The following is a 20,249-nucleotide window of genomic DNA, read 5'->3' as shown; positions in this document are numbered from 1 at the left end:
GAGCGGACGACCAAGCCGCGGAACGGCCCACATCCGTACTGCTCGACATGTCGAGCACAACAGCACCCCACCCCCGGCCACCACGCTCCGCCCACACCCGCCGACCGTGCGCAGACGTCCGAACCGTCCCCTAGGCTCGACGCGATGTCTCCCGCCGACACCACCACCAACACCAACCCCGCAGGCCGCACCAGGCTCTACGAGCTCGACCTGCTCCGCTTCCTCGCCGCCACGGCCGTCGTCCTCTACCACTTCACCGGAAGCAACGCCGGCCCCTGGGGTGACGACCACGCCGCCCGCGAACTCCACGCCCCCCTCTCCCTCGCCACCCAGTTCGGCTACCTCGGCGTCGAACTGTTCTTCCTCATCAGCGGCTTCGTCATCCTCATGAGCGCCTGGGGACGCGGCCTCGCCGACTTCACCGTCTCCCGCGTCACCCGCCTCTACCCCGCCTACTGGTTCAGCGTCGCCCTCGTCGGCGCCATCTACCTCACCACCGGCCTCGGCAAGGGCCGCCCCGAAAACCTCGTCCCCAACCTCACCATGTTCCAGCGCGGCATGGGCGTCGAAGACGTCAGCGGCGTCTACTGGACCCTCTGGGTCGAGATGCACTTCTACGCGCTCATCGCCCTGCTCGTCCTCGCCGGAACCACCTACCGCAACTGCGTCGCCTTCATGGGCGCCTGGACCGTCCTCGCCCTCTTCGCCGACGAAACCGGCAACCAGACCCTCGAAGCCCTCCTCATCCCCGGCCACGCCCCCTACTTCATCGCCGGAATGGCCTTCTACCTCATCCACCGCTTCGGCCCCACCACCCTCCTCTGGGGCATCGCCGCCTTCTCCTGGGCCGTCTCCATCCGGCACGCCCTCCCCACCGCCACCGGCAAGCCCTACGACATCGCCCCCGCCGACGCCTGGCCCGCCGCCCCCCTGATCATCACCGCCCTCTACGCCACCATCGCCCTCGTCGCCACCGGACGCCTCCGCCGCATCCGCTGGCGCCGCCTCGCCACCCTCGGCGCCCTCACCTACCCCACCTACCTGATCCATTACGAAATCGGACCCGTCATCGCACGACACCTTTACCCCCGACTGCCGCTCTGGGCCGCCACCGTCCTCCTCATCGCCGCGGTGTTCCCCGCCGCCTACCTCATCCACCGCCTCATCGAACGCCCCGCCGCCGCATGGCTCAAACCCCGCCTGCGCGACTCCTTCGACCGCGTCCGCCTCGCCGACCGCGGCCTGCGCAACCCCGCCCGCACACGGCCCGCCACCGCCCCCGCAGCCGAAACGGAGCACCGGCACGCCGCCACCGGCGAAACCACCGGCAACCCCCCGTCCGACCCGACACCCCGGAGCCATGAGGAGGACGCCCATGGCTCGACATCCTCCGCCCCTATAGGCTCGACGATATGAGTGTTCGGCGGGTGATGGGCATCGAGACCGAGTACGGCATCTCCGTACCGGGCCAGCCAGGGGCCAACGCGATGGTGACCTCCTCGCAGGTCGTCAACGCCTACCTCGCGGCGTCCGCGGCGCGGGCCAGAAGGGCCCGCTGGGACTTCGAGGAGGAGAACCCCCTCCGCGACGCCCGTGGATTCGACCTCGCCCGCGAGGTCGCCGACCCCAGCCAGCTCACCGACGAGGACCTCGGCCTCGCCAACGTCATCCTCACCAACGGCGCGCGGCTCTACGTCGACCACGCCCACCCCGAATACTCCGCCCCCGAATGCACCAACCCCCGCGACGCCGTCATCTGGGACAAGGCCGGAGAACGCGTCATGGCCGACGCCGCCCAGCGCGCCGCCATGATCCCCGGCACCCACCCCATCCAGCTCTACAAGAACAACACCGACAACAAGGGCGCCTCCTACGGCTGCCATGAGAACTACCTCATGCGACGCGAGACGCCCTTCGCCGACATCGTCCGCCACCTCACCCCCTTCTTCGTCTCCCGCCAGGTCGTCACCGGCGCCGGACGCGTCGGCATCGGCGTCGACGGCCGCGGCGACGGCTTCCAGATCAGCCAGCGCGCCGACTTCTTCGAGGTCGAGGTGGGCCTGGAGACCACCCTCAAACGCCCGATCATCAACACCCGCGACGAACCCCACGCCGACCCCGAGAAGTACCGCCGCCTCCACGTGATCATCGGCGACGCCAACATGAGCGAGGTCTCCACCTACCTCAAGCTCGGCACGACCTCCCTGGTCCTCGCCATGATCGAAGACGGCTTCCTCACCGTCGACCTGTCCGTCGACATGCCCGTCGCCGCGCTGCGCGCCGTCTCCCACGACCCGACCTGCAAGCGCCTGCTCACCCTGCGCGACGGCCGCAAGATGACCGCCGTCCAGCTCCAGATGGAGTACCTGGAGCAGTCCCGCAAGTACGTCGAGGACCGCTACGGCGCCGACGTCGACGAGATGACCAAGGACGTCCTGGACCGCTGGGAGTCGGTCCTGCACCGCCTCGGCGAGGACCCCCTGCAGCTGTCCCGCGAGCTCGACTGGGTCGCCAAGCTGGAACTGCTCGAGGGCTACCGCAGCCGCGACGGCATCGACTGGTCCCACCCGCGCCTGCAGATGATCGACCTGCAGTACAGCGACATCCGCCCCGACAAGGGCCTGTACAACCGCCTGGTCGCGCGCAACCGGTTCGAGCGCATCGTCTCCGAGGACGAGGTGCGGCACGCCATCGAGAACCCGCCCGAGGACACCCGCGCCTACTTCCGCGGCCGCTGCCTGCGCCAGTACGCCGACTCGGTGGCCGCCGCGTCCTGGGACTCGGTCATCTTCGACGTCCCCGGCCGCGAATCCCTTCAGCGCGTCCCGACGCTGGAGCCCCTGCGGGGCACCAAGCAGCACGTGGGCGCCCTGCTGGACCGCTGCCGCACCGCCGCCGACCTGGTCGCCACCCTGACCGGCGAGGCCTGAGCCGGCCCCGCGGTCTCCCGCACGCGCCCCCAGGCGGTAATGCGCCATGCAGGGGGCGCTGCTTATTTGTGACCGTTTTGACCGTTTCGCTGGTCGGGGGACGGGCGATAACCCCACCAGGCCCCCGGGCCCCCGAGGCGGTGAAACGACTCTTCATGATCCGCTCACCGCCCATGATCGGAGATAGGGTGGGGGCAACCGGCAGAGGAGGTTACGGGATGGCCACGAGGGACACCGGCGGTCAGAAGCAGACCACGCGCCGCACCGAAGAGGTCGAGGAGACCCAGGCGGCGAACACCGAGGAACTGCAGGAGCGCAAGGAAAAGCTCGACGACGACGTCGACGCAATTCTGGATGAAATCGACGAAGTTCTCGAAGAAAACGCAGAGGAATTCGTCCGCGGTTTCGTGCAAAAGGGTGGTCAGTAATACAAACCGGACATATCGAATAGAGCGGATGTTAGTCATTTCTTGGTCGTCTCCTCAAAAGCGCTGACACGGCGTTGGGCGGGTTATAGGGTCGGGGCCGTGTTGACCAAGAAATGTCGAGACTGCGGTCAGGAAAAACCTGTCTCGGAGTTCTGGAAGCGTAAAGCGTCCCCCGATGGGCTGGCTCTCTACTGCAAGGAGTGCTTCGGCCGGCGCAACGCCAAGTCCTATCGGAAGGGGCAGGCGAAACAAGGCAAGCAGACGAGGCCGTACCGCGCCCGTCCGACTGTCCCCGAGGGCATGAAATACTGCCCTCGCTGCAAGGAGACCAAGCCGTTCGGTGAATTCGGCCGCAACCGGACGCGCAGTTCAGGGCTGTCGAGCTATTGCAAGCCCTGCCACAACGCGGTGATAGCCGAGTACAAGCAGCGCAAGCACGGCGGCCACCGCAACTTCCTACTCAAGCTTCGCTACGGGATCACCGCGGAACAGGTCGAGCAGATGAAGGCCCTCCAGGGTGGAGTGTGTGTCATCTGCCTGCGGAGCGCCGCCAAGCACGTCGACCACGACCACATGACCGGGCTCGTCCGGCACCTGCTGTGTTTCAAGTGCAACGGAGCGCTCGGCCAGTTCGAGGACGACCCGCAGCGGATGCGCGACGCCGCCCTGTACCTGGAGGGTAGAGGCCCGCATGCGCGGCGCATGATGATCGACCTCGGCGCGACGGTCCTCAACCGCGCCAACCGCCATCTGCTGCGAAGTTTGAGCAAGTGGGCCCAGCCGAGGCCGAGGGATCATAGATCGCGGCGCCACTACCACCTCCGCCAGAAGTACGGTATCGACCACGAGGATGCGGAACTGCTGCTCCACCTGCAGGTGGGGCTGTGCGCGATCTGCTGCGACAGGCCCGCCGAACACGTCGATCACGACCATGGCACGGGTGACGTGCGCGGCATGCTGTGCACGGGCTGCAACACCGGCATGGGGCAGCTCGGCGACGATCCCGTCGCCCTCCGGAGGGCCGCGGACTACGTCCAGCGGCGGCTCGTCCGGGAGGTCCCTGACGAGAGCGGCGGCACGCGGCTGTCGTTCACCGAGCCCGACGTCGATCCTCGGATGGTGCCGTTGGACGCGTGGGAGCCGTACCGCCGGCAGGACGGGGAGTTCCGGAAGGCCGCCGTCGCCGTGGAAGAGGAGATCGAGAGCATGCCGTGGGCCGCGATCTTCTCCGGTGAGTGGGACGCCGACACGGGAGCCCCGACCGGCTGAGACTCGTCGAGCCGGTCCGCTTCAAACTGGAAGCCACCTGTGCCGAGCGGCGACACTCCTGGGCCTGGCGCGACTTCGCAATGACCGACCGCTCTGCTCCTCGAGCGGCGTCGGCGCTGCGGGTGGATTCCGCGACCACGCGCCCTTTGGGCGACGTTCTTGGCCCTTGGGGAAGGGCCGCTTGGGCTCCGGTCGGTTCGGCCGTTGTCGGGTTGATCGGTGCTCGAGGAGCCGGAGGCGGGGTCGGCTGTCAGAGGTCGGATCCGGGGCGCTGGTCGATCACCTGGTCCGGGTCGGCGACCGCGCACACGCCGTCCTCGGCCGTGTCCCTGTGTGCCGTGTCGCTCTGCGGAGTGTCGCTTTGTGCGGCGTCGCCGGTCGTCCCGGTGAGTGGGACGCCGACACGGGAGCCCCGACCGGCTGAGACCCGTCGAGCCGGTCCGCTTCAAACTGGGCACCACCTGTGCCGAGCGGCGACACTCCTGGGCCTGGCGGGGCCTTGTCAATGACCGACCGCTCCGCTCCTCGAGCGGCGTCGGTCGCCGTTTGGACGCCGGGCTTCTGGGCGGGTACCGCGACCGCGCGTCCCAAGGCGACGCTCCTCGCCCGTGGTGCCCACCCGCCCTGGACGGGCTGATCGATGCTCGAGGGGCCGGAGGCGGGGGCAGGTCGGGTCCGGGACGCTGGTCTCGAACTGTGAGCCGCCTGTGCTGAGCGGCGACACTCCTGGGCCTGGCGGGGCCTTGTCAATGACCGACCGCTCTGCTCCTCGAGCGGCGTCGGCGCTGCGGTGGATTCCGCGACCATGCGCCCTTTGGGAAAGTTCCTGGCCCCTGGGGAAGGGCTGCCTGGGGTCCTATCGGTTCGGCCGGCGTCGATCCGTTCAGTGCCGGTGTCGTGGGTGGGCCGGCGACCACGCCCTTGAGGAACCGGGCGTATTGCACCGGGACGGGGTCGGCTGTCAGGGGTCGGGGCCGGGGCGCTGGTCGATCACCTGGTCCGGGTCGGTGATTGCGCACACGTCGTCCTCGGCCGTGTCCCTGTGTGCCGTGTCGCTCTGCGAAGTGTCGCTCTGTGCGGCGTCGCCGGTCGTTCCGTTGAGGGGGACGTCGACGGCGGTGGGGACGGCGCGGAGGGCGTCCATGCGGGCGATGTAGGCGTTGGGAACGGTGAAGCCGCGCGGTGGGATGGGGATGCCTCCGGCGAGGCGCGTCCAGGCGAATCCGACGGCTGCGGAGGCGCTGAGGACGGCGAGGGCGGTGTCGGTGTCGGACGGGGTGAGGCGTTCGGAGGGGGCTTCGTCGGCGGGCCAGAGTTCGCGCAGCGGGTGGGCGTCCTGCAGGACGATGTCGGTGAGTAGGGTGCGCAGCTCGGGGTCGAGCCAGCGGGAGACGGGGGCGGCGAGGTCGGGGCGGTAGGCGGCCATGTCGGCGGCGAGGAGGGCGGTGGCGGCCTCGCGGGGTTCGACGAAGGCGGCGTCGTCGGGGTCTCCGCACAGGGGGCGCAGTGCGGTGGCGAGGTCGTAGACGGCCATTTGGAAGCGTTCGCCGGGGGCGGAGTCGGCGAAGAGCGCGGCGGCGAGGGGGGCGGGGCAGCGGGTGCGCCATTCGCGTTCGACGGCCTGGTCGCCGTAGGGGAGGGCGGGGTGGTCGAGGCCGGGGTTGGCCTGCAGGGGCTCGATCATGGCGAGCAGGGCGGTGGCGCGCAGGTGGAAGCGGGGGTCGTCGCGGAGGGCCTGGGCGGTCATGACCATGCAGCGGATGAGCTGGGCGGCGGCGTCGGGGCGTCCTGCGCGGAGGCGTTCGGTGTAGAGGCCGATGATGGTGTGGAGGGGCGGCGGGGCGAGCCAGCGGAGGCGGCCTTGGTCGCCGTAGGGCTGGGCGAGGTGGGGGTTCCACAGGTCGAGCAGATCGGCGTGGGCTTCGGGGTCGAAGGCGGGGACGGAGGCGCACCAGAGCGTGGCGCTCCATGTGGCGGCGATGGTGCTGGGTGTGCCGTGGAGGAAGAAGGTCCAGCCGAGGGGGTAGTCGGCGGGGGGTGCCTGGGCGGCTTCGGCCATGACGGAGCGCAGGCGGTAGAGGACGGCGCCGGAGAGGGGGGCGCCGGCGATGGCGCGGGGCGGGCCGTAGTCCTGGGTGTAGTCGGGGCCGGTGGGGAGGATTTCCGGGGCGATGAGGGGCGGGGTGTAGCCGGGTTGGAGGGGGAGGGCGGTGGTGCGGGCGTGGCCGTGGGGCGGCGGGGTGAGGAACCAGCGGCTGTCGGCGGGGTGCCAGCGGTACCAGCGGGCCCAGGCGCCGTGGAGCCACCAGCTGTGGTCTGGGAGGGACAGCAGTTGGGGGGCGAGGGCTTGCTGGCGTTGGAGCGGAGTGGCGGTGGGCCACCAGGGGGAGCCGACGATGAGCCGGGTTTCGTGTTCGGCGCGTGTGAAGGGGTCGGCGTCGTCGGGGAGGGGTGTGTCGAGGGGTGCGGGGGCCGGGATGGCGGCGTAGGCGGGGATGGTGTGGGGACGCCGCGAGGGCCATGCGGGTTGCCCTGGGGCGCTGGGCCAGGTCGGTTGGCCGAGGGGGCTCGGCCAGCCCGGTTGTCCGGGCGGGGGGCCTTGGGGGCCTGGAGGACGCCACACCACATGGTCATCGTAGTGGCCGGGTGTGCGGTGTCGGGCGTGGCGGTGGGGGCGGGTGCTCGTGCGGGGGGTGGTTTCGCCGTGGGCGGATCGGGGTGAGGAGCTCGCTGCATGCGGTGAGCGTGGTTCGAACAGTAGGGTCTAGTCGTCCGCGCCGGTGCTCGTGTGGGCGGCCGGCGCCGTGGTGGAGGGAAGGAGTCGCGTGGGGTCCCACGATTCGCACTTTCGGCGTTTGCCGGCGTTGTTCGGTAGCCCTGACACGACGTCGTTCACGGAGTTTCTGGCGATGTACTCGCCGGAGTTGCTGCCTGGGCGGCGTGTGCTGCCGGAGTCGTCCGCGGGGGAGGAGATTCCGCACGGTACGACGATCGTGGCGGTGACGTTCCCCGGCGGTGTGGTGATGGCGGGCGACCGGCGTGCGACCGCGGGGCATATGATCGCTCAGCGCGATGTGGAGAAGGTGTTCCGGGCGGACGAGTTCTCGGCGATCGCGGTGGCGGGCACCGCGGGGATCGGGATGGAGCTCGTGCGGCTGTTCCAGGTGGAGCTGGAGCATTACGAGAAGCGGGAGAGCCGTCCGCTGTCGATGGAGGGCAAGGCGAACCGGCTGGCGACCATGATCCGGGGGAATCTGGGTCTGGCGATGCAGGGTCTTGCGGTGGTGCCGTTGTTCGCCGGGTACGACGAGGAGCGGGACGAGGGGCGGATCTTCTCCTATGACGCGGCGGGGGGCCGGTACGAGGAGCGGGAGTTCCATTCGATCGGTTCGGGGTCGGTGTTCGCGCGGGGGGCGTTGAAGAAGCTGTACCGTGCGGATCTGTCGGCCGAGGATGCGGCGATGGTGTGCGTGCAGGCGTTGTACGACGCGGCCGATGACGATTCGGCGACGGGTGGGCCGGATCTGACGCGCCGGATCTTCCCGGTGGTGGCGACGGTGACGGCCGACGGTTACCGCAGGCTGGGTGAGGACGAGGTGGGCGCGTTGGCGCAGGCCGTGGTGGAGGCTCGTTTCGAGTCGCCCGGTGGTCCGACCGCTCCGCTGCGATAGAAGGGATCCAGACCGGTGTCCATGCCGTTCTATGTGTCGCCCGAACAGCAGATGAAGGACAAGGCGGACTACGCGCGGAAGGGGATCGCGCGGGGCCGCAGTGTCGTGGTGCTGCAGTATGACGACGGCATCCTGTTCGTGGCGGACAATCCGTCTCGGGCGCTGCACAAGATCAGTGAGATTTACGACCGGATCGCGTTCGCGGCGGTCGGCAAGTACAACGAGTTCGAGGCTCTGCGGCTGGGCGGGGTGCGGTACGCCGACATCAACGGGTACCAGTACGACCGGCGTGATGTGACGGCGCGCGGGTTGGCGAACGTGTACGCGCAGTCGCTGGGGACGATCTTCACGGAGACGAACAAGCCGTACGAGGTGGAGCTGGTGGTGGCCGAGGTGGGGGAGGACGCCTCCTCGGACCAGATCTACCGGTTGACGTTCGACGGTTCGGTGGCCGACGAGCACGGTTATGTGGCGATGGGCGGTCAGGCCGACGCGGTGGCGCAGGCGTTGAAGGACCGGTTCCGGGAGGGGATGGGTCTGGCGGAGGCGCTGCGGGCGGCGGTGCGGTCGTTGGAGGCGCAGGATCACGATCGCCGGTTGGAGGCGACGTCGTTGGAGGTCGCGGTGTTGGACCGCAACCGGGAGCACCGGTTGTTCCGGCGGTTGCCGGCGGCGCGGATCGAGGCGTTGCTGCGTGAGGCGGACGACGGCGGGTCCGGCGGCGGTGAGGCGTCGGGCGAGGGCGCGTCGTCGGGGGACGGCGGTTCCGGGGCGTCCTGAGCGGTCGGGGCGCGTTCTGGCGTGTTCCGGTGACCCGTCGTGATCGGTGCCGCCGGTGTCGGGGCGGCTGGTCACGGCGGGTTTTTCACGCGCCCTGTCGTGATCTACATCGTAAAGGCGCGGGCCGGTGCGGTTTCAAACCTGTCCGCGGTGGCCGTCTTCGGTCTGCCGACGGCTGCGAAACGGGAGGCTGGGGAGACTGCCAACCGGCGGTCCCGCCGCATAGGCTCGCTGGTGTGGACAGGCGCATCTTCGGGCTCGAGAACGAGTACGGCGTCACCTGCACCTTCCGCGGGCAGCGGCGGCTGTCACCCGACGAGGTGGCCCGCTACCTGTTCCGGCGGGTGGTGTCGTGGGGCCGCAGCAGCAACGTGTTCCTGCGCAACGGCGCGCGGCTCTACCTGGACGTGGGCAGCCACCCCGAGTACGCGACGCCCGAGTGTGACAGCGTCATCGACTTGGTGACGCATGACAAGGCCGGTGAGCGGATCCTGGAGGGCCTGCTGGTGGACGCCGAGCGGCGTCTGCGGGAGGAGGGCATCGCCGGCGACATCTACCTGTTCAAGAACAACACCGACTCGGCGGGCAACTCCTACGGGTGCCACGAGAACTATCTGGTGGGGCGGCACGGGGAGTTCGGGCGGCTGGCGGACGTGCTGATCCCGTACCTGGTGACGCGGCAGATCATCTGCGGTGCGGGGAAGGTGCTGCAGACGCCGCGGGGGGCGGTGTACTGCGTGTCGCAGCGGGCCGAGCACATCTGGGAGGGGGTCTCGTCGGCGACGACCCGGTCGCGGCCGATCATCAACACGCGGGACGAGCCGCACGCCGACGCCGAGCGGTTCCGCCGGCTGCACGTGATCGTGGGCGACTCGAACATGAGCGAGACCACGATGCTGCTGAAGGTGGGCGCGACCGACCTGGTGCTGCGGATGATCGAGGCGGGCGTGGTGATGCGGGACCTGACGCTGGAGAACCCGATCCGGGCGATCCGCGAGGTCAGCCACGACATGACGGGGCGGCGCAAGGTGCGGTTGGCCAACGGCCGGGAGGCCAGTTCGCTGGAGATCCAGAAGGAGTACTACGGCAAGGCGAAGGACTTCATCGACCGGCGCGGCGGGGACGCGGTGGTCGAGCGGGTGCTGGACCTGTGGGAGCGGACGCTGCGGGCGGTGGAGACCGGCGATCTGGACCTGGTGTCCCGGGAGATCGACTGGGTGACGAAGTACCGGCTGATCGAGCGGTACCGGCGCAAGTACGATCTGCCGCTGTCGTCGCCGCGGGTGGCGCAGCTGGATCTGGCGTACCACGACGTGCATCGCGGTCGGGGCCTGTACTACTTGATGGAGAAGCGCGGGTCGGTGGAGCGGGTGACGCGCGACCTGGACATCTTCGAGGCGAAGTCGGTGCCGCCGCAGACGACGCGGGCGCGGCTGCGCGGGGAGTTCATCCGGCGGGCGCAGGAGAAGCGGCGGGACTTCACGGTCGACTGGGTGCATCTGAAGCTGAACGATCAGGCGCAGCGGACGGTGCTGTGCAAGGATCCGTTCCGGTCGGTGGACGAGCGGGTCGACAAGCTGATCGCCGGCATGTGATCGGGGCGCGTTCGTCCGGGAGCGGGGGCGGTGCGGCCGGGGCCGTGCCGCCCCCGCTCCCGTTCGCCTGCGGTGGCGGCTCCGGTTTCGCGTGCGGGGCTACTGGCGGGTCACCTTGGCGGTAGGGTGTGCGCTCAGTTCGGGTCGCAGTGCGTTTGGTGAGGAGCCGCATGCGCCGTCGTGTGTTGGCGTCGCTGGTGGGCGTCGTGCTGGCGGGGCCTTTGGCGTTGGCCGCCGCGTGTTCCGGCGGGGGCGACGTCGAGGTGTCGGTCCGGGGCAAGTTCGGGGTGCGCCCGGAGGTGTCGTTTCCCAAGGGGGCGCCGAGCGAAGAGCTCGCGGTGAAGACCCTGGTGAAGGGGAAGGGCGGCGGCGAGGGCGCGCGCAAGGGCGATCTGGTGGTGGCCGACTATGTCGGGTACCGGTGGAACAAGGACGGCAACAAGCTGCTGGCCAACAGCTATATCAGCGGGCAGCCGGGGGCGTTTCCGACCGGGCGCCTGGTGCCGGGGTTGGACAAGGCGTTGCTGGGTGTGCGGCCCGGGGATCGGGTGGTGGCGAAGATCCCTCCTGAGGAGGGGTACGGCGACAAGGGCGACACCCAGCATCAGGTGGGCGCGGGCGATTCGCTCGTGTACGTCCTGGACATTCGGGGTGTGTACGGCAGGACGGCGCATGCGCGGGGCCGCGAGCAGCGGCTGGACGACCCGAAGCTGCCGAGGGTGACGCCGGGGGCGCCGGGGCAGGCGCCGAAGGTGAGCGTCCCGCGGGCGGCGGCGCCCAAGACGCTGCAGGTGCGGACGCTGATCCAGGGGGAGGGGCCGCCGGTCGCCAAGGGGCGGCTGGTGGCGTTGCAGTATGTGGGGGTGTTCTGGCGGGACGGCCGCGAGTTCGACTCGTCGTGGCGCAGCGGCCGCCCGTACGCGGTGACGATCGGCACCGGTCAGGTGATCAAGGGCTGGGATCAGGCGCTGGTCGGGCAGAAGGTGGGCAGCCGCCTGCTGCTGGTGGTGCCGCCGTCGCTGGGGTACGGCAAGCAGGGGCTGCCGCAGGCCGGGATCAAGGGGGACGACACGCTGGTGTTCGTCGTGGACCTCCTGGGAGTGCACTGACCGGTGCCGTCTTCCGGGCCGTGCACCATCTCGCCCAGATCAACGTGGGCACGCTGAAGGAGCCCCTGGACGCCCCCGGGCATGGCGGATTTCGTGTCCCTGCTCGAACCGATCGACGCGCCGGCCGACCGATCGCCCGGCTTCGTGTGGCGCCTGGTGGGGGAGGGCGCCGACGGCGCGACCGGCGTGCGCCCCGTCGGCGCCGACGTGCTCGTCAACCCCTCGGTGTGGGAGTCGCGGGAGGCGCTGTGGAACTTCGTCTACCGCAGCGCCCACCTGGAGGCGCTGCGCCGCCGCCGGGAGTGGTTCCGGCGGCACGTGGACGCCCACCAGGCGCTGTGGTGGGTCCCCGCCGGCCGCATCCCCACGGTGGAGGAGGCGGTGGAGCGCCTGGAGCTGCTGCGCGAGCGGGGGCCGCTCCGAGCGCGTTCACCTTCCGCGACTTCTCCACCCCGGAGGGGGTCCCCGAGGGGGTGCGGCCGGACGTGACGGCCGGTCAGGTGAGCAGGGCGGCGGCGTGGCGGCCCGCGGCGGCCGCGGACAGGAAGTAGGCCATGTCCTGGTCCAGGCGGCGGCCCATCGTGGACAGGCGCACCCCCCAGTCCTGCTCGGCGGCGCGCAGGGCGTCCTCCAAGCGGTCCACTGGCACCGGCACCAGCTCGTGGCGCTCCCCCAGCGGGGCCGCCTGCTGCGCCACCCGCTGCCCGAGCTTGCCGCCCAGTTCCGGGACGACGACCTGGGCGCGGGCCAGGGCGACGCGTCCGTAGGCGGTGAGGCTGTGGTGGGACACGCCCTGGTGGCGTTCCCGCGCGTCGCCTTCGCTGACGCGCAGGGACGCCACGGGGCGGCCCGACAGCACGGCGGCGGCGTTGACGGCCTCGCCCGCCGCGACGCCCGAGAAGCCCCAGCGGGTGCCGGTGCCCAGGTTGCCGGGCCCCTGCGCCACGACCGCCACGTCGGCGTCCAGCACCAGGCGGGCGGCCAGCAGGCCGGTGTGGACGGTCACCGCCTCCAGGTCGCCGCCGAAGGCCTGCCCGACGGTGACGGTGGCGGCCAGCGCGCCCGCCTCCCGCAGGCGCGCGATCGACATGGAGAACCAGGCGGGCAGGGCGCCGCCGTCGGTCATCACGTACACCGCGCGGGTGCCGGGCCGGTCGGCCAGCAGGCCCGCCAGGATCGGCGGCAGCGCCGAGTGCAGGTCCGCGACGATCACCGGCATGCCGTCCAGGGAGTCGGCGTCGCGGAGGGTCTCGTGGTGGGGGGAGCCCTGTTCGTCGGCGCCCAGCACGGTGGCCTGCAGCGGCGTGTAGCGGGCCTTGACCAGGTGGCCGGGCCCGGTCGGGTCGGGCGGCAGCCGGTCGGGCACCGCGACGACCATGGCGTAGCCGCCGGTGCCCAGGCCGAGCGCCAAGGCCGTAGTGTTGAGCAGGACGGTGTCTCCCGGTTGCGGTCTGCCGACCAGATGCGTGTAGGCCAGGGCCCGGCGGGCGCCGTCGCCGTCGATCGTCACGTCGAGCTCGATCGCGCCCGGCCATTCCCGGCGGACGCTGTCAACCGTGCCTTTGCGCCATCGGATCACAGCAGGAAACGGTAGCGTCCTGGTCGGAGGAATCGTCCGGGAACGCGCGGGCTCGCCGAGCGGACCGCAGCACAGTTTCGAGGTGGTGGCCACGTGTCGCGGCGCAAGACCGAGCGCCTGCTCAATCTGGTGGTCTGTCTGCTGGCCACGCGGCGCTATCTGACCGCCGAGCAGATCCGCCGGGCGGTGCCCGGCTACCCCGACTCCGACGAGGCGTTCAAGCGGATGTTCGAGCGCGACAAGGAGGAGCTGCGGGAGCTGGGGGTGCCGCTGGAGGTCGGCAGCGACCAGCAGGGCGCGGGCGGCGAGGAGATCGGCTACCGGATCCCCCGGCAGGACTACGAGCTGCCCGACATCCATCTGACGCCGGACGAGGCGGCGGTGCTGGGGCTGGCCGCCCGGGTGTGGCAGCGCGCCAGCATGGCGGACGCGGCGTCGGGGGCGCTGCTGAAGCTGCGCGCCGCCGGGGTGGAGACCGACACGGCGACCGCGCCGGGCATCGAGCCGCGGCTGGACACCGGCGAGCCGTCGTTCCCGGCGTTGTGGGAGGCGGTGCGCGACGGCCGTCCCGTGGCGTTCGACTACCAGGGGGTGGGGCGCACGTCGGCGACGCGGCGGCATTTGGAGCCGTGGGGCGTGGTCAGCCGCCGGGGCCGCTGGTACGTGGTGGGGCACGACCGGGACCGCGACGAGACGCGGGTGTTCCGGTTGAGCCGCATCGTCGGGGAGGTGGTGCCGGACGGCCCGCCCGGCAGCGTCACCGTCCCGCCGGGGGTGGACGTGCGGCGCATCGCGTTCGACTGGGGGGAGCCGGTGAGCGAGCCGCGTCCGGCGAAGGTGCGGCTGCGCGCGGGCGCGGCGCACGGGCCGCGGCGCTGGGCGCGCGACGTGCGGCCGGTGGGGGACGGCACCTGGGACGAGGCCACGCTCACGTTCCGGGACGTGGACCGTTTCGCGCCCTACCTGGCGCGGTTCGCCGACGACGTGGTGGTGCTGGACCCGCCGGACCTGCGGGAGGCGGTCATCTGGCAGCTCAAGGCCGCGCTGGCGGGCAGCGGCCGATGAGCGCCGGGCGGGGGCCGGCGGCGGGCGGCGGCCGGACGGAATGCGAGCGGACGACGGGGAGTGAGCGATGACGGGGCGGACGACGGGGGCGCCCGGGGGACGGGCGCCGGGCCGGACGACGACCTCCAGCGGCCGGCTGGCGCGGCTGCTGGCGCTGGTGCCGTACGTCATCAGCCGGGACTCGGTGGCGCTGGACCAGGCCGCCAAGGACTTCGGCGTCACCGAGAAGCAGCTCATCGACGACCTGAACCTGCTGTGGTGCGTGGAGCTGCGCGCGCCCGACCCGTACTGCCCGATCGACCTGTCCTACGAGGGCGGCGAGATCATCGTCACCGAGGCCGAGTCGATCGACCGGCCGCTGCGGCTGAAGGCCGACGAGGCCAGCGCGCTGCTGGTGGCGCTGCGGATGCTGGCGGGCATCCCCGACCTGCCCGACCGCGACGCGCTCAGCCGCGTGATCGCCAAGCTGGAGAGCGCGGCGGGCGCGGCGGCCGCGCCGGCCAGCAAGGTCGCGGTGGAGGTCGCCGCGGGCGGCGGGCCGGACACGGCCGGCCACCTGGGGCGCCTGCGCGACGCGATCGCGCGGGGGCGGCGCGTGCACCTGGCGTACTACGTGCCCGCGCGCGACGAGAACACCGAGCGGGACGTGGACCCGATGCGGCTGCTGGTGGTGGAGGGCAACACCTACCTGGAGGGGTGGTGCCGCCGCGCCGAGGCGGTGCGGCTGTTCCGCCTGGACCGCATCACTTCGCTGCGGGTGCTGGACGACGTGCCCGCGCAGGTCCCCGAGGACGCCGAGCCGCGCGACGTGGACGCCGGGCTGTACCGGCCGTCGCCCGACGACGTCGTGGTGACGTTGGAGCTGACCGCGCAGGGACGCTGGGTCGCCGACTACTACCCGTGCGAGAGCGTCGAGGAGCTGGGGGAGGGGCGGCTGCGGGTCGTGCTGCGCACCTCCGACACCCGCTGGGTGCGGGGCCTGGCGCTGCGCCTGGGCGACCAGGGGCGTGTCGTGGCGCCGACCGAGCTGGCCGACGCGGTCCGCGACGACGCCGCCCGCGCCTTGGCGCTGTACGAGCAGATGTGACGTCGGCGGCCGCGGGTCGCCGGGGAACGCATCACCGGGGAACGCATCACCGGGGCGTGTCGCCGGGGAACGTGCCGCCGGGCCCGGCTCGGGCATTGTCGGGGCCGCGGCGCGGTGATACGACGTTTTCATGAACATCACGTGACGGTGTCGCGCGGACGGTGCCGCGTGACGACAGCAGCGGACGGCGTCGGTTACCGTGGCGGACGTGGGATGGGTCGGTGCGTCGGTGGCGCTGGGCTTCGCGGGTCTGGCCGTGCTGGCGGTGTGCGCGTTCAAGGTCTACCTCGGTGTCCGGCACCTGGGGCGGCAGCTGGACCGCGCCCGGCGGCGGCTCGCCCCGCGGCACTCCGCGCTGCGCGACGAACTGGAGGTCTTGCAGGAGAGGGCCGCCCGGGGGGAGGCGCGGCGCCGACGGGACGGCGTACGATCGTCGTGAGTAGACCTGCTGAAGAGGAATGTCATGGGTAATTTCGGCACCAGCGAGATCTTGATCGTTCTCGTGGTCGTCCTGCTGCTGTTCGGCTCGGCCAAGCTGCCGCAGCTGGCCCGTTCGCTGGGCAAGTCGGTGCGGATCCTGAAGGCCGAGACCAAGGGGCTGCGCGAGGACGAGGAGACCGCGGCCCAGCCCGCGGCCGCGTCGCCGAGCGACCCGCGCCAGGAGGCGGCCCGGCTCCGCGAGGAGGCCGCGCGTCTGGAGCGCGAGGCGGCCGCCGCCGACGGCACCCCTCAGCGGCGTCCCCTGCCCTCCGGAGAGCCGATCCAGGGCGTCCCGGTCTCCGACCCGAACAAGATCCGCAACTCCTGACCGCCCGGCGCCGGTCCCGCACCCGCGGTGGGCGGCTTCCGGGCGTCCGCCCGGCGGGCCCCGTGCGCCGCGGGCGCACGCGTCCCGCGCGCGACCCGCGCGTCCGGACGGCGCGCGCGCCGGGCGCCGGCCGTCCGACCCGACCGTGACCGCGTGATCGGCACCCGACCCCGAAGCCGACGATGAAGTTTCTGAGCCCGAGAGGCAAGGCCGTCGACCCCGAAGGCCGCATGCCGCTCATGGACCACCTGCGCGAACTGCGCAACCGGCTGATCAAGTCGCTGCTGGCCCTGCTGGTCGGGACGATCGTCGGCTGGATCTTCTTCCAGCCCATCTGGGACTTCCTCAAGGACCCCTACTGCTCCCTGCCCGCGTCGCAGCAGCTGGAGGCGGGCAAGTGCACGCTGGTGGTCAACACCATCTTCCAGCAGTTCTTCCTCCGCCTGAAGATCTCCTTCATCATCGGCATCGTGCTGTCGTCGCCGGTGTGGCTGTACCAGCTGTGGGCGTTCGTGGCGCCCGGCCTGTACCGGCGGGAGAAGCGCTGGACGTACGTGTTCCTCAGCGCGGCGATCCCGCTGTTCATCGTCGGGACCGTGCTGGCCTACCTGACCGTCGACAAGGGGCTGCAGCTGTTCCTCGGCGGCTTCTCCATCGACGACGTCACCGCGCTGATCACCGTCGACCACTACCTCGGCTACGTGCTGGCCATGCTGCTGGTGTTCGGCATGACCTTCGAGCTGCCGCTGTTCGTGGTGATCCTCAACCTGGCCGGGGTGCTCAGCTTCGAGCGGATCAAGAAGACGCAGCGGATCGCGATCTTCGGGATCTTCCTGTTCGCGGCCGTGGCGACGCCGAGCGGCGACCCGTTCACGATGCTGGCGCTGGCCGTGCCGACCCTGCTGCTGTTCGAGGTGTCGGCGGTGCTGGCGTTCTTCAACGACCGGCGCCGCGCCCGCCGCCCCGACCCGTACGCGGGCCTGTCCGACGACGAGCCGTCCCCGCTGGACCTGGACGAGATCGACGCCGAGCTGGAGCGGGGCGGGCGCCCCGCCGACCCGGCCCGCTGACCCGGCCCCGGCCCGCGGGGCGCCGCGGCGTCCGCGATTGGGATTCGGGCCGGGGGGAAACGTAGGCTCGACCCATGACCCCTCCCGACACGCAGTCGGCCACCGAGTCGCCCGCGGCGCGCTACTCGGCCTTCCGCCGGCGCACCGCGGGCAACGGCCCCGCGCTGCTGGACTTCCAGACCCTGTACGACTTCGACCTGGATCCGTTCCAGATCGAGGCGTGCCGCGCCCTGGAGTCCGGCAGCGGCGTCCTGGTCGCCGCGCCCACCGGCTCCGGCAAGACCGTGGTGGGGGAGTTCGCCGTCCACCTGGCCCTCACCGCCGGCCGCAAGTGCTTCTACACCACGCCGATCAAGGCGCTGTCCAACCAGAAGTACGCCGACCTGGTGCGCCGCTACGGTCCGGAGAAGGTCGGGCTGCTCACCGGCGACAACAGCGTCAACGGCGAGGCGCCCGTGGTGGTGATGACCACCGAGGTGCTGCGGAACATGCTGTATGCGGCCTCGCCGACCCTGTCCGGGCTGGCGTTCGTGGTCATGGACGAGGTGCACTACCTGGCCGACCGGTTCCGCGGCGCCGTCTGGGAAGAAGTGATCATCCACGTGCCGGACTCGGTGCGGATCGTGGCGCTGTCGGCCACGGTCAGCAACGCCGAGGAGTTCGGCGAGTGGCTGCAGGCCGTCCGCGGCGACACCGCCGTGATCGTGGACGAGCACCGGCCCGTCCCGCTGTTCCAGCACATGATGGTCGGCACGCGCCTGTACGACCTGTTCGTGGAGGTCGGCAAGGGCGCGAACCGGCAGGCGCGGGTCAATCCGCAGCTGCAGCGCATCGCGGTGGAGGAGGTGCGCCGCACCAAGCTGAACCAGAACCGCCGCACCGGCCGCCGCCGCGCGCCCCGGCCCGCCCGTTACCGGCCGCCGTCCCGGCCCGACGTGGTGGCGCGTCTGGACCGCGCGGGGCTGCTGCCCGCGATCACGTTCATCTTCTCTCGCAACGGCTGCGACACGGCCGTCCTGCAGTGCCTGAACGCCGGGCTGCGACTGACCTCCAAGGAGGAGAGCGAGGAGATCCGCGCCCACGTCGAGCTGCGCACCGCCGACATCGCCCGCGAGGACCTGGCGGTGCTCGGCTACGACGACTTCCTGGCGGCGCTGGAACGCGGGATCGCCGCCCACCACGCGGGCATGCTGCCGACGTTCAAGGAGATCGTCGAGGAGCTGTTCGTCCGCGGGCTGATCAAGGTGGTGTTCGCCACCGAGACGCTGGCGCTGGGCATCAACATGCCGGCGCGGACCGTGGTGATCGAACGGCTCGACAAGTGGAACGGCGAGGCCCACGTCGACCTCACCCCCGGCGAGTACACCCAGCTGACCGGGCGGGCCGGGCGGCGCGGCATCGACGTCGAGGGCCACGCGGTGGTGATCTGGGGGCCGGGCGTGGACCCCGCGGCGGTCGCCGGGCTGGCCGGCACCCGCACCTACCCGCTCAACTCCAGCTTCCGCCCGTCCTACAACATGGCGGTCAACCTGGTCGGCGCCGTCGGCGTCGAACGCGCCCGCACCCTGCTGGAGGAGTCGTTCGCCCAGTTCCAGGCCGACCGCGCCGTCGTCGGCCTGGCCCGGCAGGTGCACCGCAACGAAGAGGCCCTGGCGGGGTACGCGCAGGCCGCCGAATGCCACCTGGGCGACTTCATGGAGTACGCGGCGCTGCGGCGCCGCCTGTCGGACCGCGAGGCCGAGCTGGCCCGCGAACGCTCCGCGGCCCGCCGCGCCGAGGCCGCCCGCAGCCTGGAGCGGCTGCGGCCCGGCGACGTCGTCCACGTGCCGTCCGGGCGCCGCACCGGCCTGGCCGTGGTGCTCGACCCGGGCCTGGGCCGCCGCTCCGACGGGCCCGCGCCGCTGGTGCTGACCGCCAACCGGTCCGTGCAGCGGCTGTCGGTGCACGACTTCCCCCGCCCCGTCGAACCCCTCGACCGGCTGCGCATCCCCAAGTCGTTCAGCCCCCGCAACCCGCAGGCGCGCCGCGACCTGGCCGCCGCGCTGCGCGCCAAGGTGCCCGACGACGCCCACCTGCGGCGCCGCGGCCGCGGACGCGACGTGCCGCCCGCCGACGACAAGGAGATCGCCGAGCTGCGCGCCGCGCTGCGCCGCCACCCCGTGCACGGCTGCGACAAGCGCGAGGAGCACGCCCGCTGGGCGGAGCGCTACTTCCGCCTGGAACGCGAGACCGAGCAGCTGCGCCGCCGCGTCGAAGGACGCTCCCAGGTGATCGCCCGCACGTTCGACCGCGTGTGCGCCGTCCTGCAGCAGCTCGGCTACCTCGACGGCGACACCGTCACCGAGGACGGCCGCCGCCTCGCCCGCATCTACAACGAGCTGGACCTGCTCACCGCCGAATGCCTGCGCGCGGGGGTGTGGGAGGGGCTCGATCACGCCGAGCTGGCCGCCTGCGTGTCGGCGCTGGTGTACGAGTCGCGGCAGCCCGACGACGCGGCCCCGCCCCGCACCCCGTCGGGCGCGGCGCAGGACGCCCTGGCCGCCATGGTGCGGCTGTGGGGTCGGCTGGACGCCGTCGAAAAGGACAACCGGGTGTCGTTCCTGCGCGAACCCGACCTGGGGTTCGCGTGGACGGCCTACCGGTGGGCGCGGGGCGGCGACTTGGACGAGGTGCTGCTGGACACCGACCTGACCGCCGGCGACTTCGTCCGCGCGGTCAAGCAGCTGCTGGACCTGCTCGGGCAGATCGCCGACGCGTCCCCGGAGAACAGCCACATCCGCAAGACCGCCCGCCGCGCCATGGACGCCATGCGCCGCGGCGTCGTCGCCTACTCCTCCGTCGCCTGACCGCGGGCGTCC

17 protein-coding genes are annotated in these 20,249 nt (G+C 71.6%); 15 read left to right on the top strand and 2 right to left on the bottom strand.

Annotated elements, in window-relative coordinates; translation table 11 throughout:
* Nucleotides 1-144 precede the first annotated feature (144 nt).
* From AR3_RS09505 to AR3_RS09490, 4 genes are all read left to right on the top strand, one after another.
* Nucleotides 145-1,416, top strand: coding sequence for an acyltransferase family protein (locus tag AR3_RS09505; RefSeq protein WP_067911697.1), 1,272 nt, complete (start codon nucleotides 145-147; stop codon nucleotides 1,414-1,416).
* On the top strand, nucleotides 1,413-2,930 hold the full coding sequence (dop, locus tag AR3_RS09500) for a depupylase/deamidase Dop (protein ID WP_083951188.1): 1,518 nt from the start codon (nucleotides 1,413-1,415) through the stop codon (nucleotides 2,928-2,930). Before AR3_RS09505 ends, dop begins: the two co-directional genes overlap by 4 nt.
* Nucleotides 2,931-3,148: 218 nt before the next feature.
* Nucleotides 3,149-3,358, top strand: a complete 210-nt coding sequence (locus AR3_RS09495; protein ID WP_067911691.1) for a ubiquitin-like protein Pup — start codon at nucleotides 3,149-3,151, stop codon at nucleotides 3,356-3,358.
* Nucleotides 3,359-3,457: 99 nt separating this feature from the next.
* Nucleotides 3,458-4,627, top strand: a complete 1,170-nt coding sequence (locus AR3_RS09490) for an endonuclease VII domain-containing protein (RefSeq protein ID WP_227023162.1) — start codon at nucleotides 3,458-3,460, stop codon at nucleotides 4,625-4,627.
* Nucleotides 4,628-5,588: 961 nt separating this feature from the next.
* On the opposite strand, the gene AR3_RS09485 is transcribed toward AR3_RS09490, so the two are convergent.
* Nucleotides 5,589-7,250 (bottom strand): hypothetical protein, encoded by a 1,662-nt coding sequence (locus AR3_RS09485; protein WP_146150264.1) that lies wholly within the window; start codon nucleotides 7,248-7,250, stop codon nucleotides 5,589-5,591.
* A 286-nt stretch (nucleotides 7,251-7,536) separates the two neighbouring features.
* Between AR3_RS09485 and prcB the strand changes: the two genes are divergently transcribed.
* The 5 genes from prcB (at nucleotide 7,537) to AR3_RS09460 (ending at nucleotide 12,271) form a co-directional block, all read left to right on the top strand.
* Nucleotides 7,537-8,298, top strand: coding sequence for a proteasome subunit beta (gene prcB / locus AR3_RS09480; RefSeq protein WP_083951204.1), 762 nt, complete (start codon nucleotides 7,537-7,539; stop codon nucleotides 8,296-8,298).
* 21 nt (nucleotides 8,299-8,319) lie between these two features.
* Nucleotides 8,320-9,078: a proteasome subunit alpha gene (prcA, locus tag AR3_RS09475; RefSeq protein ID WP_067911682.1), complete on the top strand. Its 759-nt coding sequence runs from the start codon at nucleotides 8,320-8,322 to the stop codon at nucleotides 9,076-9,078.
* 236 nt (nucleotides 9,079-9,314) lie between these two features.
* Entirely contained in the window at nucleotides 9,315-10,673 is a 1,359-nt protein-coding gene (gene pafA, locus AR3_RS09470; protein WP_067911679.1) for a Pup--protein ligase, read from the top strand.
* Nucleotides 10,674-10,843: 170 nt separating this feature from the next.
* Complete coding sequence (locus AR3_RS09465; RefSeq protein WP_083951187.1) at nucleotides 10,844-11,782, top strand: FKBP-type peptidyl-prolyl cis-trans isomerase; 939 nt, start codon at nucleotides 10,844-10,846, stop codon at nucleotides 11,780-11,782.
* A gap of 81 nt (nucleotides 11,783-11,863) precedes the next feature.
* Nucleotides 11,864-12,271, top strand: coding sequence for a DUF3291 domain-containing protein (locus AR3_RS09460; RefSeq protein WP_313819626.1), 408 nt, complete (start codon nucleotides 11,864-11,866; stop codon nucleotides 12,269-12,271).
* 7 nt (nucleotides 12,272-12,278) lie between these two features.
* Here AR3_RS09460 and AR3_RS09455 read toward each other — a convergent pair whose 3' ends face one another.
* The gene (locus AR3_RS09455) at nucleotides 12,279-13,361 is read right to left on the bottom strand and encodes a DUF3866 family protein (RefSeq protein WP_067911673.1); all 1,083 of its coding nucleotides are present in this window, start codon (nucleotides 13,359-13,361) and stop codon (nucleotides 12,279-12,281) included.
* A 93-nt stretch (nucleotides 13,362-13,454) separates the two neighbouring features.
* Between AR3_RS09455 and AR3_RS09450 the strand changes: the two genes are divergently transcribed.
* The 6 genes from AR3_RS09450 to AR3_RS09425 all read left to right on the top strand — a co-directional run bounded on the left by AR3_RS09450 (nucleotide 13,455) and on the right by AR3_RS09425 (nucleotide 20,237).
* Nucleotides 13,455-14,426, top strand: coding sequence for a helix-turn-helix transcriptional regulator (locus tag AR3_RS09450; protein WP_067911670.1), 972 nt, complete (start codon nucleotides 13,455-13,457; stop codon nucleotides 14,424-14,426).
* Between the two features lie 67 nt (nucleotides 14,427-14,493).
* Complete coding sequence (locus AR3_RS09445) at nucleotides 14,494-15,513, top strand: helix-turn-helix transcriptional regulator (protein ID WP_067911667.1); 1,020 nt, start codon at nucleotides 14,494-14,496, stop codon at nucleotides 15,511-15,513.
* Between the two features lie 208 nt (nucleotides 15,514-15,721).
* A complete protein-coding gene (locus AR3_RS09440; RefSeq protein ID WP_169803802.1) occupies nucleotides 15,722-15,952 on the top strand; it encodes a hypothetical protein in 231 nt (76 codons plus the stop codon).
* 24 nt (nucleotides 15,953-15,976) lie between these two features.
* Nucleotides 15,977-16,321, top strand: coding sequence for a Sec-independent protein translocase subunit TatA (gene tatA, locus AR3_RS09435; protein WP_067911660.1), 345 nt, complete (start codon nucleotides 15,977-15,979; stop codon nucleotides 16,319-16,321).
* Nucleotides 16,322-16,503: 182 nt separating this feature from the next.
* A complete protein-coding gene (gene tatC, locus AR3_RS09430) occupies nucleotides 16,504-17,391 on the top strand; it encodes a twin-arginine translocase subunit TatC (protein WP_067911657.1) in 888 nt (295 codons plus the stop codon).
* Between the two features lie 74 nt (nucleotides 17,392-17,465).
* Nucleotides 17,466-20,237, top strand: a complete 2,772-nt coding sequence (locus AR3_RS09425) for a DEAD/DEAH box helicase (protein ID WP_067911654.1) — start codon at nucleotides 17,466-17,468, stop codon at nucleotides 20,235-20,237.
* Nucleotides 20,238-20,249 lie beyond the last annotated feature (12 nt).

The organism is Actinomadura rubrobrunea NBRC 15275 (assembly GCF_001552235.1).
Taxonomy (GTDB): Bacteria; Actinomycetota; Actinomycetes; order Streptosporangiales; family Streptosporangiaceae; genus Spirillospora; species Spirillospora viridilutea.
Note: the sequence above shows the minus strand (reverse complement) of the source record. Positions and strands in the feature narration are given on the sequence as shown.